Genomic DNA, 16,589 nt, shown 5'->3' with positions numbered 1-16,589 from the left:
ATGAAAAAACAAACTGCAGGTTATGATAATTTTAGCGACGTTGCACCTAAATTTGCAGAATTGAATGACGATGTTTTATTTGGAGAAGTTTGGTCCAGAGAAGAACAATTATCATCTAAAGAAAGAAGTCTAATTACTTGTTCAAGTTTATTAACTCAAGGAATGTTACCTCAATTAAAAGCTCATTTTCAGATTGCAAAAGATAATGGGGTTACAAAAGAAGAAATGGTAGAAGTTGTTACACAATTAGCTTTTTATGCAGGTTGGCCTAAAGCATGGGCGGCGATGAATTTAATTAAAGAAATTTATTAATAAAAAGATTATTTCGTTTTCGAAATAATCTTTTTTATATTCTAAAAGTGTTAATAATATCACAAATAAGTACTTGTATATTTAAAATATAATAAAAGAAAGCCTATTTAATGCTTGATTTATTTTATAAATGCGATATGATTAATGTGAAATGTTGAACAATGTTTCGCAGGGCATCTAAAATAATAGGAGGCTTTTATTATGGCAAATGAAGAAAAAGTTTCAAATAATGTAAATCAAAATATTGATGAAATGGTAGATAAAGCAAAAGAAGCTTTAGAAGTTATGAGTCATTTTGATCAAGAAAAAGTAGATCATATCACTCATGCAATGGTAATGGCTGGAGTTAATTACCATCAAGAATTAGCAGAAATGGCCTTTGAAGAAACTGGTCGTGGTGTTGCTGAAGATAAAGCGGTTAAAAATTTGTTTGCAACTGAAGAAATTTGGCATTACATCAGAAAAGATAAAACAGTTGGAATCATTGATGAAGATTCAGAACATGATTTAATTAAAGTAGCTGAGCCACTTGGTGTGATTGCGGGAATTACACCTGTTACTAATCCAACTTCAACAACTTTATTTAAATCAATTATTTCAATGAAGACTAGAAATGCAATTATTTTTTCACTTCATCCACAAGCAATTAAGTCATCAATAAAAGCTGCTCAAGTTATGCAAGATGCCGCTGTGAAAGCTGGAGCACCAAGAGCAGCAATTCAATGGATTACAACTCCAAGTCGTGAAGCAACCAGTTATTTAATTAATAATCCCGGTGTTGATATTACTTTAGCAACTGGAGGTCCTGGATTAGTTAAAGCAGCATATTCTGCTGGTAAACCAGCATTAGGAGTTGGTCCAGGTAATGGTCCGGTCTATATTGAAAAATCAGCTAATATCTCACGTGCTGTAAATGATTTAGTTTTATCAAAAACATTTGATCATGGAATGATTTGTTCAACTGAAAATAGTGCGGTTATTGATAAAGAAATTTATGATGATGTTAAACAAGAATTAATTAAGAATAAAGTATATTTTGTGCCAGAAAATGAAAAACAAAAACTTACAGAAGCAATGTTTGACAGTACTAGATTAAGTGTTAAAGGACCTGTAGCTGGTGCATCAGCACAACAAATTGCAGATATGGCTAAAATTGATATTCCAGAAGATACTCAAGTATTAGCTGTAGAAATGACAGGAATTGGTCCTAAATATCCAATGTCTGGTGAAAAATTATCACCTGTAGTTTCAGTTTACAAAGCACAAAGTAGAGAAAATGCTTTAGAAATTGTTGAAAAATTATTGAACTATGGTGGTCTTGGACATAGTGCTGGAATTCAAACAACTGATGATGATTTAGCAGTTGAATTTGGTAAAGAAGTTAAGGCTTCTCGAGTAATTGTAAATTCACCTTCTGGATTAGGTGGAATTGGAAATCTATATAATAATATGACTCCATCACTAACTCTTGGTACTGGATCATGGGGACAAAATTCAATTTCGCATAATGTAACTGACTATGACCTATTAAATATTAAAACAATTGCTAAAAGAAGGAATAATATGCAGTGGATTAAGCTACCAAAAATATACTTTGAAAAGAATTCAATTAGATATTTAACCGATATGCCAGATGTAACCAAAGCATTTATCGTAACAAGTCCATCAATGGTAACTAATCATTATGTTGATAAAGTTTTAGAAGCTTTAAATCGTAGAGATAATAAAGTTGAATATTATATCTTCGATGATGTTCATGGCGAACCAACAATTGATACAGTAAATGCTGGTGTTTCTGAAATGAATACATTTAAACCTGATACGATTATTGCTTTAGGTGGTGGATCACCATTAGATGCCGCTAAAATGATGTGGTTAATGTATGAAAATCCAGAAATTGATTTCTTTGATGCAAAACAAAAATTCTTGGATATTAGAAAAAGAGCTTATCGTTTTGAAAAAACAAATAAATCACAAATGGTTGCTATTCCAAGTACATCAGGTACTGGTTCAGAAGTTACACCATTCTCAGTTATTAAAGATGATAAGTTAAATATTAAATATCCACTAGCAGATTATTCACTTACACCAGATGTTGCAATTATTGATCCTCAATTTGTAATGAGTGTCCTTAAAGGAACAATTGCTGCTTCAGGATTGGATGCATTGAGCCATGCAATTGAATCATATGTTTCAGTAATGGCAACTGACTATACACGCCCATTATCATTACAAGCGATTAAGATGATTTTTGAAAATTTAACTGCTTCTTATAATGGTGATAAAGTTGCAAAAGAAAAAATGCATACTGCTTCAACAATTGCTGGAATGGCTTTTGCAAATGCATTTTTAGGAATTACTCATTCAATTGCTCATAAGATTGGTGGAGAATTTGATATTACCCATGGAATTGCAATTGCAATTACCTTGCCACATGTTATTAGATATAACTTTGAAAGACCTACAAAGATTGCAACTTGGCCAAAATATGAATCATTTAGAGCTGATAAAGATTATGCAGAAATTGCGCGTTATTTAGGATTGAAAGGCGATACCGATGATGAACTTAAAGAAAGTTTAGTTAAGAAATTCATTGATTTATCTCATTCCGTAGATGTTAAATTAAGCCTTAAAGATCAAGGAGTTAAAAAAGAAGATTTACTTGCAAAAGTTGATCAATTAGGTAAACTTGCTTACTCTGACCAATGTACTGTTGCTAATCCAAAAGAACCACTAATTAATGATTTGAAACAAATGATTTTAGATGAGTATGAAGGAACTGAGTCAAAATAAAGTGAAAAAGCAGTCAGATATTTCTGGCTGTTTTTTTATTGAAAATAAAGTGATGAGTGTTATTATAAAACGTGTGAAATATTTAACAATTGTAATATTCTTGGAAGGGGTTTTACTATGAATAATATTAATGAAATGGTTAAAAATGCTAAAGAAGCATTGAAAGTAATGCATGATTTTACTCAAGAAAAAGTTGATAAAATTACTAAAGCAATGGTAGATGCTGGATATAATAATAGTGAACTCTTAGCAAAAGAAGCTTTTGAAGAAACTGGTCGTGGAGTAGAAACTGATAAAGCAACTAAAAATAAATTTGCAACTGAAAATGTTTGGAATTCAATTAAAAATAATAAAACGGTTGGAATTATTAATGATGATAAAGAGCAAGGCTTAACTGAAATTGCTGAACCTATGGGTGTAATTGCTGGAATCGTACCAGTAACTAATCCAACTTCAACAACAATGTTTAAAGCTATTTTGGCAATGAAGACCAGAAATTCAATTATTTTTTCTTTTCATCCACAAGCTAATCAATCATCAATTAAAGCAGCTCAAATTATGCAAGATGCTGCAGTGAAAGCTGGTGCACCAAAAGATAGTATTCAATGGATTGAGAAACCAAGTATTGATGCTACTAATGATTTAATTAATAATGATGGAGTAGATATTACACTTGCAACTGGGGGTCCTGGCTTAGTTTCATCTGCGTACTCTTCTGGAAAACCTGCCCTAGGTGTTGGTCCAGGTAATGGTCCTGTATATATCGAAAAAACTGCTGATCTTGATCAAGCGGTTAAGGATTTAGTATTTTCTAAAACATTTGATAATGGGATGATTTGTTCAACTGAAAATAGTGCAGTTATTGATGATTCAATTTATCAAGAAATAGTCGAAAAATTGAAAAATAATCATGTCTATTTTGTCCCAGAAGATGAAAAAGAAAAAGTAACTAAAGCAATGTTTGATGATCAAAGATTAAGTGTTAAAGGACCAATTGCAGGAGCAAGTGCTCAAAAGATTGCTGATTTAGCTGAAATTGAAATTCCAACTGGAACAAAAGTTTTGGCAATAGAGATGAATGGAATTGGAGCAAAATATCCAATGTCTGGTGAAAAATTATGTCCGGTTATTTCTGTTTATCGAGCAAGTTCAAAAGAGGATGCATTTGATAAAGTTAATCAATTATTGAACTATGGTGGATTAGGTCATACTGCAGCAATTCAAACTAAAGATGATGACGTAGTTACTGAATATGGGATGAAAGAACCTGCTACAAGAATTATTGTTAATGCACCTTCTGGTCTTGGTGGTGTTGGTGATTTGTATAATAATTTAAAACCATCATTAACCCTCGGAACTGGAACTTGGGGGAAAAATTCATTTTCTCATAATTTAAGTGATTCTGATTTATTAAATATTAAAATAATTGCTAGAAGAAAATAATCTTTTTTATAATCGAATAAATGGTAGAATAAAGTTAATCTAAGAAAGAGGGTTAACATAATGTTACTCGATGTAAAATTAATAAATGGTGATTTTCAGGCAATTGATGTTCGTGACTACGATATGGTTAGACATGTAGTTGATGAAGAAAATGGTAATTATTATATAATTGTTAATCCTAAAACAGATGAATTGTTAGAAATTGTTGAGCAATCTGGAAATGCGTTCAATGAATTAAAAGATGAAGTTGATGGATAATAAAAAAGTTGAAGAATTATTCTTCAACTTTTTTATTTTATTGATTATAAATAACTGCTGATTCAAAGAATTTCTTTTTAGCAAGTGAAATGTTACCAGTAATTGATAAATCATCTCCGGATTTTTCTTCTAATTGAATATAATCATCAATATTTCCAACATTTAGATAATTATTAAAGGTTGATTTAAATTGTTCTTTGATTTTATCTAATTCAATTTGATTAATCATTGAACTGTTGATAACAATTTTATCAGGTCTAATGAAAAGAGTTGATTGAATAATTGATTGAGCTAAATAATTAGCAATAGCTTTCCAAACTGGGTTTAGCATTGAAATTTCGGTTGATGGTTTATCAAATCTAGCTTTAAATGATGGATCTGCAACCAAACCTTCTAAACAATCTCCCTGATATAAACAAGTTCCAGAAAAATCTTGATCATATGAATCTTTTTTTGGATAAATATGGCCAATTTCAGAACTTCCGTTGTATCCAACAAACTTACCATTATTAATGATACCTGCACCAATCCCATTTCCAATTGAGTAATAAACAAGTGAATAAATGGGCTTGTTTGAAAAAACAGATTCAATATATTTTCCGTAAGCTTCACTATTAACATCAGTGGTAAAAGTCATTGGTACATTTAAATAGTAACTTAGGGTACCAAGTAAATTAATATTTGACCATCCTTCTCTAGTTGTATCAAGTAAATAACCATATTTTGGAGAAGCAGTTCTTAGTTCAATTGGACCAAATGAAGAAAATCCAACGGCTTTTAAGTCATCGAATTGATTAAAATACTTAATTATTTCATTAAAAGTTTGTGATGGACTTGTTAATGGAATTTGAAATTTATCTTTTAAATTCATTTTAAAGTCACTAATTGCACAAATAACATTATCATTTTTGAACTCGATACTACCTAATAACATGACGACAACCACCCTTCTTTTATTAAAGAAAGCATAGCACTTTGTGGTAGCGCTTACAAGAAAAATGACATTTTATTTCTTTTTACTTGAAAGCGTTATCATAAAAGCCTATACTAACTTCAAAGTTAAATTAAATTAGCTTTAGGGAGGAATTGACTATGTTATTAGGTAGTATTGAAGCAGGTGGAACAAAATTTGTTTGTGCGGTTGGAGATGAAAATTATAATATTAAAGATATTATAAAAATTCCAACAACTACACCAGCAGAAACTTTAAAAAAATGTGTTGATTATTTTAAGCAGTTTCCAGAAATGGCAGCTCTCTCAATTTCATCTTTTGGACCAATTGAAATTAGAAAAGATGCTGATAAATATGGTTATATTGCCGATACTCCTAAAAAGAATTGGAGCAATACTAACTTTTTAGGTGTTATGAAAGATAACTTTGATATTCCTATGTATTGGACATCTGACGTAAATGGATCGGCTTATGGAGAATATATGAATTCAATTGCTAATCATAATCCAACTAGATCTCTAGTTTACTTTACTTTTGGAACTGGAGTCGGAGCCGGTATTGTAAATAATGGAGAATTTATTGGTTATGAAGGGCACCCTGAAGTAGGACATGTTAAATTAAAGAGAGCTAAAAATGATGAATATTTTGAAGGGATTTGTCCTTATCACAAAGATTGTCTAGAAGGATTAGCTTCTGGTCCAACTTTTGAAAAGCGAGTTGGTAAAAATGGAAAAGATGTTCCAATAACTGATCCAGTTTGGGATATTATGGCTTATTATATTGCTCAAGCAGTTATTCAGGCCACTTTATTTATTAGACCAGAAAAGGTAGTCTTGGGTGGTGGAGTTATTTCAGAACCATTCTTAGATAAGATAAGAGAGCAGTTTGATAAATTGTTTAATCATTATCTTGAAGTTGATGATTTAAAACATTACATTGTAATGCCAACAGTTGAAGATAATGGTTCAGCAACCCTTGGTAACTTTGCTTTAGCAATTAAACAATATTACAAAGAAAATATTGTAAAACTATAAAATGAGGTAATAAAATGACTAACTTAAATTTCAATACATCAGCACTAGATGGATTTGTAAAAGAAAATGAAATAAATGAAATTAAACCATTTGTAGAAACTGCTAATGATTTATTGATAAATGGAACTGGAGTCAGCAGTGAAATGCGTCAATGGGTCGACCTTCCTCAAGATTATGATAAAAAAGAATTTGCTGATATTAAAGATGCAGCTCAAAAAATTCGTAAAGATTCTGATGTTTTAGTGGTCATTGGAATTGGTGGATCATATTTGGGTGCTAAGATGGCAATTGATTTTCTTAAAGGTAGTTATTTCAATAATTTATCTAAAGACAAAAGAAATGCACCACAGATCTTCTTTACTGGAAATTCAATCAGTGGTTCAGATATGTCTGAGTTAATTGAAATGCTTGATGGACAAGACTTTTCGATTAATGTTATTTCAAAATCAGGAACTACAACTGAACCATCAATTGCATTCCGTATTTTTAGAGAATTATTAGTTAAAAAATATGGTGAAAATGAAGCAAACCAAAGAACTTATGTAACAACTGATGCTAATAAAGGATCATTAAGAAAAGAAGTTAAGGAAAATAATTTCCAATCATTTGTAATTCCTGATGGAGTAGGTGGAAGATACTCTGTATTAACACCGGTTGGATTGCTACCAATTGCAGTAGCTGGAGTAAATATTGATGAATTAATGGATGGAGCAAATCAAGCTCGAATTAATTATCAAAAAGCTAGTTTTGAAGATAACGAAGCACTTCAATACGCAGCTTATCGTAATGTTTTATATCGTAAGGGATATACTAATGAAATTTTTGAAAACTATGAACCTTCATTAAGATTCTTGTCAGAATGGTTAAAACAATTGACTGGTGAAACCGAAGGAAAAGATAACAAGGGGATTTATACAAGTTCAGCTAATTTCTCGACTGATTTACATTCATTAGGTCAATACATTCAACAAGGGATGAGAAACTTAATGGAAACAGTGGTTAATATTCAAAAACCAGAAGCTGATCAAGTTGTTCCAAATAAAGATAATAATGATGATGGAATTCAATATTTAGAAGGAAGAAATTTAAATTATATTAATGAAAAAGCACGTGAAAGTGTTGTGTTGGCTCATAAAGAAGGTGGAGTTCCTAACATGTTAATTAATGTGGAAGACCAAACTCCATCAAGTCTTGGATATTTAATTTACTTCTTTGAATATGCAATTGCAGTTTCTGGATATTTAAATGGAATTAATCCATTTAATCAACCAGGAGTAGAAGATTATAAGAGTAATATGTTTGCTTTACTTGGGAAACCAGGTTATGAAGATTTAAAGAAAAAATTAGAAAATAAAAATAATTAGAGCAAGATACTTGTAATTATATTTTATGGATATATACTCTAGTCGTATAAAATATTAATATGTATTTTATACAAAAGGGGGAGTTTTATATGAAGAGTTTAAATATGAATCGTTTTATGGTTATGGGTTTAAGTACAGCCTTATTTGTAGGAGGATTGGGAGCTGTTAATAATAATGTACATGCTAAGACAGCTAGCTCAACTACTACTAGTACAAAAGCGGTGAAAACTTCACTACCTAGTGCATCTGCTAAATATTGGAATAAGTATCGTAAGGTACAAGTAACAAAAAATACTCCTGTTTTTAAGTATACACAAGCAGATCCAGCTTATAAGTCCGGTACAGTAAAATCTGGAACAATTAAGAAGGGAACCAAAGTATATATTTCAAATAAAATGAGAAAGAATGCTGATACATCATTCCCATGGGTTTTAAAAGGTGGTAAATATAAAACTACCAGTAAAGTTGTTTACAATGTAAATAATACTAAAAATAATTGGTTTAAATTAGCTAAGTAAAATTAAAACGGAAACTTTTATTTAGTTTCCGTTTTTTATTTAAAGCAAATAACTGGATATTTAAAAAAATAGCGTTATTATGAAGATATAAAAATTTATTAGGAGGTTTTATTATGAGTGAAGATAAAAAAGATTTCTTAAATAAAGCAAAAGGTGCTGTAAATGATGTTGCAGATAAGGCCAAAGATGCAACTGAAAAAGCAAAAGATAGTATTAAAGATACAGCAGACAAAGCAAAAGATAAATTAAATAAAGATTAGTGAAAAAGCAATCGGTGGATTGCTTTTTTTATTTGATAAAAAATCTTAATCTCTATTATTAAATATCTTTGATATAATCTACTTGATAAATTTATTTAAGATAAACAATAAGGAGTATTAATGAAACTACAATTTTTTATTCAATTTGTTATAACGATGGCAATTGTTTACGCAATCATGTATTTTAGTCCATTTTCATTCTGGTCAAATGTTATTTTAGCAGGTCTTCTAGGAGCCTTGTCTAGTCGAGTAACTAATTTAATTATGATAATGATAAATAAGCATAAAAAATAAAAACTTACTGATTAGGTTCAGTAAGTTTTTTTGATAGCTTTAGTTCTCATAACCATTTGAATGTTGTTGTTTCCAGTTCCAAGCAGTTTTAATGATTTCTTCAATATCGTCATATTGAGGATTCCATCCAAGAACGTTTCTAGCTTTATCACTAGAAGCAATTAAGGTGCTTGGATCACCAGCACGTCGTGGAGCCATTACAGCTGGAATTTCTTTACCAGTAACTTTTCTAGCAGCATCTAACATTTCTTTGTTAGAGAATCCATTTGATGAGCCAAGATTAAATGCATCACTATCATTACCTTTAGAAAGATATTTAAGAGCTAAAATATGGGCATCAACTAAATCGATAACGTGGACATAGTCACGAATATTAGTACCATCTTTAGTTGGATAATCATCACCAAAGATTGAAAGTTGATCACGTTCACCAGCAGCAACTTGTAAAATAATTGGAATTAAGTGAGTTTCTGGATTGTGATCTTCACCAATTGATCCATTATCTTTAGCACCAGCTACATTAAAGTAACGTAATGAAACAAATTTGATTCCATAGGCTAAATCAGCCCAATGCATAATTTTTTCCATTGCTAATTTGCTTTCGCCATAAGGGTTGGTTGGAACTTGTGGATCAGTTTCTTTAATTGGAATTTGTTTAGGTTCACCATAAGTTGCAGCAGTAGATGAAAATACAATCTTTTTAACGTTATGATCATTCATTATTTCAAGTAATTTAATCATTCCACCAGTATTATTATCAAAATACTTTAAAGGATCCTTCATAGATTCAGGTACTACAGAAAATGCAGCAAAATGAATTACTCCTTCGATATCTTCTTTATCAAAAACTGAATTCATAAACTTTTCATCGCGAATATCACCTTCGTAAAAGTGTGCCTTTTTATTAATTGAAGCACGATGACCAGTTATCAAATTATCAATTACTGTTACATCATAGCCATTTTCGATTAAACGATCTACTGCATGTGAGCCGATGTAACCAGCTCCACCTAATACTAAAACTGTCATTAAAAGTCCTCCGATAAGTTTTACTTTTGTTAATTAAATATATGTAAATTTTTGAATCATACTTATTAATACTATCATATTTAATGTTTTTTTATATAATATTTAATATTTTTTATAGTAAATATTATATTAAATTTATATTTATTTAACAAAGATAATTGACATTGCTAGTTTAAACAATTAAATTTAGTGATGGAAAGTATTATTTTTATAAAACTGTTGAAATTTTTGAATTTGGAGATGATCTCTTTGAACTGGCAAAATAACTATCAAATGTGGAAGAAACAAGATAATTTAGAATTAACACTACAAAAAGAATTAGATAATATGACTAATGATAAAGAAGCATTAGAAGATGCCTTTTATCAACCAATGAATTTTGGAACTGCTGGAATGCGTGGTCTTTTAGGACCTGGTATTAATCGAATTAATATTTATACAGTTCGTCAAGCAACTGAGGGACTAGCTAATTTAATGGAAACTATTTCTGATGAAGATAAAAGTCGCGGGGTGGCAATTAGTTTTGATTCTAGACATCGTTCAAAAGAATTAGCTCATGAAGCAGCTCGAGTTTTAGGAGCACATAATATTAAATCATATGTATTTGAAAGTCTAAGACCAACTCCTGAACTTTCTTTTGCAGTGAGACATTTACATACTTATGCAGGAATTATGATTACAGCAAGTCATAATCCTAAGCAATATAATGGATATAAGATTTATGGTGAAGATGGTGGACAAATGCCACCTAAAGAATCTGATATTATTACTTCTTATATCCGTAAGACAACTGACTTATTTTCCATTAAAGTAGCAGATGAAAAGCAATTGTTAAATGATAAAGTAGAAACAATTATTGGAGATGATGTTGATCAAGCTTATTTAGCAAAAGTTAAGGAAGTTACCATTAATCGCGATTTAGTAAATGAAGCTGGAAAAAATATGAAATTAGTTTTCACTCCATTACATGGTACTGGTAAGATGTTAGGTGAAAAAGCTTTAACTAATGCTGGCTTTAAAAACTTTAGCTTAGTTAAAGAACAAGCTGAACCAGATCCAGAATTTTCAACAGTTAAATTTCCTAATCCAGAATCTCCTGAAGCATTTAAAATGGCAATTGATTTGGGTAAAAAAGAAAATGCAGATGTTTTAATTGCAGTTGATCCAGATGCTGACCGTTTAGGAACCGCAGTGCGCCAACCAAATGGTGAATATATATTATTAACTGGAAATCAAATTGCAGCAGTTTTACTTCACTATATTTTGCAAGCTAACCAAGATGCTGGAACACTTCCTAAAAATGCTGCAGTTGTAAAATCAATTGTATCCAGTGATTTTGCTACAGAAGTTGCTAAATCATATGGTGTAGAAATGATTAATGTATTAACCGGATTTAAATACATTGCTGAACAAATTGAACATTTTGAATCAACTGGTGAACATACTTATATGTTTGGATTTGAAGAAAGTTATGGTTACTTAATTAAACCATTTGTTCATGATAAAGATGCTATTCAAACAACTGTTTTATTAGCAGAAGTAGCTGCTTATTATAAACAACAAGGTAAAAATCTTTATGATGGACTTCAAGAACTATTTGCTAAATATGGTTACTTTAGCGAAAATACAACTTCTGAAGAATTTGATGGAGTTGGTGGAAATGAAAAGATAGCTGCTTTAATGAATAAATTTAGAAATGAAAAGCCAACTGATTTTGCTGGATACTCAGTTAAGTCAACTGAAGATTTTGAAAGTCAAATTGAAACATTTTCTGATGGTAGTACAAAAGAAATCTCATTACCAAAAGCTAATGTATTAAAATATCATTTATCTGATGGAAGTTGGATTGCAGTTAGACCTTCAGGAACTGAACCTAAAATTAAATTTTATATTGCAACTAGAGGTAAAAGTTCTGATGAATCAAATGAAAAATTAATAAAATTTGATAAAGCAATGAAAGATTTTATTAAATAATTTTATAAAAAGTGTGCGATATAGAAATATATCGTGCGCTTTTTATTTGCTCTTTTATTTTTCAACTAATACGATTGAGTTAGAAATATTTAACGTTGAGGAGTTTATAATGAGCAAAAAAGATTCGTTAGCTTTCTATTTTTTCGGACATAAAGTAAAGATATATGCATTTTATAATATTGTATCTAATGTTAATGATATTATTTTAGCGCTATTTTTTATTATTGGCAGTGTTTATTTTTTTAATGATAAAACCATTTTCAATGGAACAATTTGTTTTTTGTTAGGTAGTATTCAACTTCTAATAAAGCCATTAATTTCAATAACGAAAGATATTCATATTAATTTTTTAATTAGAAAAGATAAAAGAAAAGGGTAATGTGTAATTACTTGCTTATTTATTTTATGGTGCTACAACATAAGTAACAACTAGTTATTAGCTATTTAATAAAAAAGGAAGTCTTAAAATGGTTTTAAATACTAGAAAAATTTTATTAATTATAAGTTCTTTATTATCCACATTATTGGTTGGATTAAATATTATATATGCTAATGTGAAAAATGATGAATCAGTTTCTAAACAAGAAACGACATTAGATCATACATTAAAAAGTAGTGGCTATGATTTTTATTTATCAGATAGCAAAGATGACTATCCTTATACATTAGCTAAAAATATGCCTGATGGAAATAAATTAAAATTTTATAACTCAAAAATTGTTAATAAAGCAATTAATAATAAAACTAAATTTGAAGTTATGAAAATTGATGATTATAAAAATGGAATATCTTACGAAGTTAGAGATCATGCCGGAAATATTCAAGGATGGACTAATTTTAATTCAATTAGGGATGAAAATATTAATAAAAAACAATTAAAAAATTTTATTAATGCAGAGATTAAATTTGTTGATGGAAATAAGAATATAAAAGTTTCTTATTTATATAAATTAGCTAATCAACTAAAGGGCAATAATAAGCAACTAGCACTTGAATCAATTAAAGAAGCAATTCCTTATAAACAAAGCCATTCATTACTAGAAATACCAACTTTGTTGCAAGGATTAGTTTAAAATTATTATTATAAATTTTTCGCTTAATGATATAGTAAATATAAATACTATTTCTGTAGGAGAAAAATATGACTCACAAAGTTAAATTAAATCTTTCCATCATTTTCACATTATGTTTTCTTACATTCATTCCTAGTACAGTTAATGCTAAAACTTTTAATCAAAATATGATTAAAAGTACAATAAAAAAAGATATGAAGAATGTTGGTGGTAGTTGGGCTGTTCAAGTTAATAATGTAGAAACTCCAATGCAAAATGTTTCAGTTCAAAATACTAAAATTAAAAGATATCGATCTGCCAGTACGATTAAGGTTTATATTATGTTAGCAACTTATTATCAGGTACAAAATAAAACAATCAAGTTAACTCCAGTTATTAAGCAAAATTTAGCGCGTATGATTAAATATTCTGATAATAATGCGGCTAATTATTTGATTCGAAAAAACGGTGGATTTTCTAAAATAAATAAAATTAGTCATAAATTTGGTTTTAAGCATACTTCATTAAAAAGATTTATGCTTAATAATAAAGCTTTAGCTAATGGAATTGATAATTATACTACGCCTCAAGATTTATCATTATTTTTAAAAAAAGTTTATCATAAAGAACTTTTAGGTAAAACTTATGATAATAAAATGTTGTATCTATTAAATCATTGTCAAAATCATTCAAAGTTACCTAGATATATTAAAAATACTAAAGTTTTTAATAAAACTGGAGAATTACCAGTTAAAGGTGTACAAAATGATGCGGCTATATTTAAAACAAAATATCATGTTTATAGTGTGGTTGTAATGTCACAAAAAGGTAACCAATATTATCAATATCATGCAATGAATCAACTTGGAAAACATCTTCATAAAATTATCAAATAATAAAAAGCTAGAACATTAATGTTCTAGCTTTTTATTTTAGTATTAGTAATTGCTTCAATGAATCCTTTAGCAATCTTATCCATATTTTTATTTAATTTTTTAAAATCACTTCGATTAGTAATGAATCCAGATTCTACTAAACTGTAATCAATTTTACGATGTCTTAAAACATTGCAATTTCTGAGGTTAGTTCTAAAACTATAACCATTATACGCACGATTTAAACCAACGTTTTGTTTAATAACTTTAGCTAATCTTTTATCACGTGGAGTTGGTTTCTTTTTTTGAATAATTACATGTCAACCGGTACCATATGGTGCATCTAAGTGAAACATAATTACAGATGTATTTTTTTTAATTTTATATGATCCTTTATGATATACCAAAGTATCTTTTACAATATTATGCTTTGGATTATAAAATTTAATGTTTTTATTAGGAAGTTTGTTAGCGTATTTTTTTAACTTAGGTAACATTTTCTTACGTAAAAAAGTAGCTTCACTTGTTCCATTTCCTTTAGCACCAGAATCTCCAGCACCATGTCCCATCACTAATAAATATTCATGGTTTGATGTATTTTTTGCTGAAATATTATTTGAAAATCCACCAACTAAAATTAAAGATAATAGTGTGATTAAAAACAACAATCTTCTTTTCATTATATGTATATCTCCTTTTATGAACTCTTTTTATCATAGCATAAAAGGATACATAAGATTTGTTTAGTTATTTTATCCAACCATAATTTTCATTATCAATTAAACTTTTTTTCATATTTGAGACATATGGATTTCCATTAACTGAAAATCTTAATTTAGCATTGGTCCAGTCACCTTTATCGGATACACCAATTCTACTTGATTCATCAATTTTTGCTGGAAGATGATTATCTGAATTAATACATAAATTACCACTATTAATAATTTGATAATTCATTTTTTTATCTTGAATATTTAAAGCTTCCATCAGTTTTCCTGGACCATTAGTTAAGTCATATCCGTGCTTTAAACGATTTTGTTCCATAATATCTTTACCAATAGTTGGTTCAATAGCTCTTATTAAAATTCCTTCAGGGGTTTCTTTTGCTTGAGTCACAATATCTAAAAGATATCTTCCATGAATTGAATAAATATAAATAGCACCAGGGTTACTATAAAGAGGTTCATTTGATGGAGTTCTTTTTCCATTATATACGTGAGCAGCAGAGTCTTTATGACCTAGGTAAGCCTCAGTTTCAACAATGATTCCACCAACTAATCCTTGTGCTGATTTATAGGTTAAAGTCATTCCTAGTAATTTTTTTGCGATATTTTCAGTTTTATCATTTGAATAAAAAATAGATTCTTCCATAGTATTATCCTTTTAGTTTTTTTACTTTATTATGATGTTTATTTTCATTAAATACAAAAATTAAGGATGATTCATTATATTAAGTCCTTAATAATTATGGCAAAAGCAACAAGACAATATGATTTAATTAATTTACCTAAAAAGAATGTAGTTCAAAATATCTTTATCGGATCAAAATACTTCTACGCTGTCCAACTAAACAGTAAAACTGATTTATATATTTCTAGAACTTTAAAACCAACTGGAAATAGTCAAACGGTTGATTTTAGTAATGCAGAAGTTATGACACTTAAAAATTTTGGACACTCACAAACCCTAGCTTATTTTTCTCACAATGGAATCCCTTACTTTTGGGTAGGTACTAAAAAAAGAGATACACCCATTAGTGGAATATATTGGTCAACACAATTAGCTCGAATTCAATTCATTCCTGGTAAAATCTATAACGGAAATACAGAGGTTCCTCGTTTATCATCAATTAATTGTGCCACTAAAAGTGGTAATTCATTAGGAACTTTAAAAAGATTTGATGCCGCTTTATCATCAAACAAAGAAAAGCTATTAATTGCGACAACAATGACTAATAATCAAACTTATTTTACTCTTTATGATAATAAAAAATTAAATAATGCTCTAGATAACGCTACTACTGCAAGTAAATATTTAGCTTTATCTAATGCATCAGCTAGAAACTGTGTTATTAAAGATCACCCAATTTCATTATCACAATCATCAATTCAAGGATTTGCTTTATCAGATGGTGATGCAATTTATGTATCTAGTGATATTAAAAAGTCACCAGCAAGTGCTGCTAGACCAACCATTACTAAATATTATTGGAGCGGTAGCAGAAAACAAATTAGCTTAACTGGAGCTTTTAACTCAGCTAATGCTACTCAAGTAGAAACTGAAGCACCGTATATTTATGGATCACAAATACTATTCAGTATGTCTTACCATAAAAATGATAATTATGGTAATGAATACACTTACGGAAATAAAGTTTATGGCTTTAGTAAAAGTTTATTAAAATAAATAAAAAAGGTATGCTAATTAGCAT

General features: G+C 29.3%; 18 protein-coding genes and 1 pseudogene. 14 read left to right on the top strand and 5 right to left on the bottom strand.

What is annotated here, in order from left to right:
* The 4 genes and pseudogenes from GSH19_RS04825 (at window position 1) to GSH19_RS04810 (ending at window position 4,806) form a co-directional block, all read left to right on the top strand.
* Window positions 1–312, top strand: coding sequence for a carboxymuconolactone decarboxylase family protein (locus GSH19_RS04825; RefSeq protein ID WP_237026971.1), 312 nt, complete (start codon window positions 1–3; stop codon window positions 310–312).
* Between the two features lie 201 nt (window positions 313–513).
* Entirely contained in the window at window positions 514–3,105 is a 2,592-nt protein-coding gene (gene adhE, locus GSH19_RS04820; RefSeq protein WP_237026970.1) for a bifunctional acetaldehyde-CoA/alcohol dehydrogenase, read from the top strand.
* 117 nt (window positions 3,106–3,222) lie between these two features.
* Window positions 3,223–4,545: pseudogene (locus GSH19_RS04815) on the top strand (aldehyde dehydrogenase family protein); the annotation flags it as partial.
* 63 nt (window positions 4,546–4,608) lie between these two features.
* Window positions 4,609–4,806 carry a hypothetical protein gene (locus GSH19_RS04810; protein ID WP_237026969.1) on the top strand — a complete coding sequence of 66 codons (198 nt, stop codon included), beginning with the start codon at window positions 4,609–4,611 and terminating at the stop codon, window positions 4,804–4,806.
* 37 nt (window positions 4,807–4,843) lie between these two features.
* Here GSH19_RS04810 and GSH19_RS04805 read toward each other — a convergent pair whose 3' ends face one another.
* The gene (locus GSH19_RS04805; protein ID WP_237026968.1) at window positions 4,844–5,740 is read right to left on the bottom strand and encodes an ROK family protein; all 897 of its coding nucleotides are present in this window, start codon (window positions 5,738–5,740) and stop codon (window positions 4,844–4,846) included.
* Between the two features lie 158 nt (window positions 5,741–5,898).
* On the opposite strand from GSH19_RS04805, the gene GSH19_RS04800 reads away from it, so the two are divergent.
* The 5 genes from GSH19_RS04800 to GSH19_RS04780 all read left to right on the top strand — a co-directional run bounded on the left by GSH19_RS04800 (window position 5,899) and on the right by GSH19_RS04780 (window position 9,228).
* On the top strand, window positions 5,899–6,792 hold the full coding sequence (locus GSH19_RS04800; RefSeq protein WP_237026967.1) for an ROK family protein: 894 nt from the start codon (window positions 5,899–5,901) through the stop codon (window positions 6,790–6,792).
* Between the two features lie 14 nt (window positions 6,793–6,806).
* Window positions 6,807–8,156: a glucose-6-phosphate isomerase gene (locus GSH19_RS04795; RefSeq protein WP_237026966.1), complete on the top strand. Its 1,350-nt coding sequence runs from the start codon at window positions 6,807–6,809 to the stop codon at window positions 8,154–8,156.
* Between the two features lie 89 nt (window positions 8,157–8,245).
* Window positions 8,246–8,674, top strand: coding sequence for a hypothetical protein (locus GSH19_RS04790; RefSeq protein WP_237026965.1), 429 nt, complete (start codon window positions 8,246–8,248; stop codon window positions 8,672–8,674).
* A 113-nt stretch (window positions 8,675–8,787) separates the two neighbouring features.
* On the top strand, window positions 8,788–8,934 hold the full coding sequence (locus GSH19_RS04785; RefSeq protein WP_237026964.1) for a hypothetical protein: 147 nt from the start codon (window positions 8,788–8,790) through the stop codon (window positions 8,932–8,934).
* 120 nt (window positions 8,935–9,054) lie between these two features.
* On the top strand, window positions 9,055–9,228 hold the full coding sequence (locus tag GSH19_RS04780; protein WP_237026963.1) for a hypothetical protein: 174 nt from the start codon (window positions 9,055–9,057) through the stop codon (window positions 9,226–9,228).
* A 39-nt stretch (window positions 9,229–9,267) separates the two neighbouring features.
* On the opposite strand, the gene galE is transcribed toward GSH19_RS04780, so the two are convergent.
* Window positions 9,268–10,257: a UDP-glucose 4-epimerase GalE gene (galE, locus tag GSH19_RS04775; RefSeq protein ID WP_237026962.1), complete on the bottom strand. Its 990-nt coding sequence runs from the start codon at window positions 10,255–10,257 to the stop codon at window positions 9,268–9,270.
* Window positions 10,258–10,506: 249 nt separating this feature from the next.
* Here galE and GSH19_RS04770 point away from each other — a divergent pair, with 249 nt between their 5' ends.
* The 4 genes from GSH19_RS04770 to GSH19_RS04755 all read left to right on the top strand — a co-directional run bounded on the left by GSH19_RS04770 (window position 10,507) and on the right by GSH19_RS04755 (window position 14,179).
* Window positions 10,507–12,231 (top strand): phospho-sugar mutase, encoded by a 1,725-nt coding sequence (locus tag GSH19_RS04770; protein ID WP_237026961.1) that lies wholly within the window; start codon window positions 10,507–10,509, stop codon window positions 12,229–12,231.
* A gap of 109 nt (window positions 12,232–12,340) precedes the next feature.
* A complete protein-coding gene (locus GSH19_RS04765) occupies window positions 12,341–12,610 on the top strand; it encodes a YrhK family protein (protein WP_237026960.1) in 270 nt (89 codons plus the stop codon).
* An 88-nt stretch (window positions 12,611–12,698) separates the two neighbouring features.
* Window positions 12,699–13,304 carry a hypothetical protein gene (locus GSH19_RS04760; protein ID WP_237026959.1) on the top strand — a complete coding sequence of 202 codons (606 nt, stop codon included), beginning with the start codon at window positions 12,699–12,701 and terminating at the stop codon, window positions 13,302–13,304.
* Between the two features lie 68 nt (window positions 13,305–13,372).
* Complete coding sequence (locus GSH19_RS04755) at window positions 13,373–14,179, top strand: serine hydrolase (RefSeq protein ID WP_237026958.1); 807 nt, start codon at window positions 13,373–13,375, stop codon at window positions 14,177–14,179.
* Window positions 14,180–14,202: 23 nt separating this feature from the next.
* Here the strand turns inward: GSH19_RS04755 and GSH19_RS07255 are convergent, their stop codons facing one another.
* The 3 genes from GSH19_RS07255 to GSH19_RS04745 form a co-directional block, all read right to left on the bottom strand.
* A complete protein-coding gene (locus GSH19_RS07255; RefSeq protein ID WP_370636160.1) occupies window positions 14,203–14,469 on the bottom strand; it encodes an N-acetylmuramoyl-L-alanine amidase in 267 nt (88 codons plus the stop codon).
* A gap of 9 nt (window positions 14,470–14,478) precedes the next feature.
* Window positions 14,479–14,838, bottom strand: coding sequence for a hypothetical protein (locus tag GSH19_RS07250; RefSeq protein WP_370636157.1), 360 nt, complete (start codon window positions 14,836–14,838; stop codon window positions 14,479–14,481).
* Window positions 14,839–14,905: 67 nt separating this feature from the next.
* On the bottom strand, window positions 14,906–15,529 hold the full coding sequence (locus GSH19_RS04745; RefSeq protein WP_237026957.1) for a DNA-3-methyladenine glycosylase: 624 nt from the start codon (window positions 15,527–15,529) through the stop codon (window positions 14,906–14,908).
* 96 nt (window positions 15,530–15,625) lie between these two features.
* On the opposite strand from GSH19_RS04745, the gene GSH19_RS04740 reads away from it, so the two are divergent.
* Window positions 15,626–16,564, top strand: a complete 939-nt coding sequence (locus GSH19_RS04740; protein ID WP_237026956.1) for a helveticin J family class III bacteriocin — start codon at window positions 15,626–15,628, stop codon at window positions 16,562–16,564.
* Window positions 16,565–16,589 lie beyond the last annotated feature (25 nt).

It is taken from the genome of Lactobacillus sp. S2-2 (assembly GCF_021698855.1).
Lineage (GTDB): Bacteria > Bacillota > Bacilli > Lactobacillales > Lactobacillaceae > Fructilactobacillus.
The sequence above is the reverse complement of the archived record's forward strand: the minus strand, read 5'-3'. Positions and strand labels throughout refer to the sequence as shown.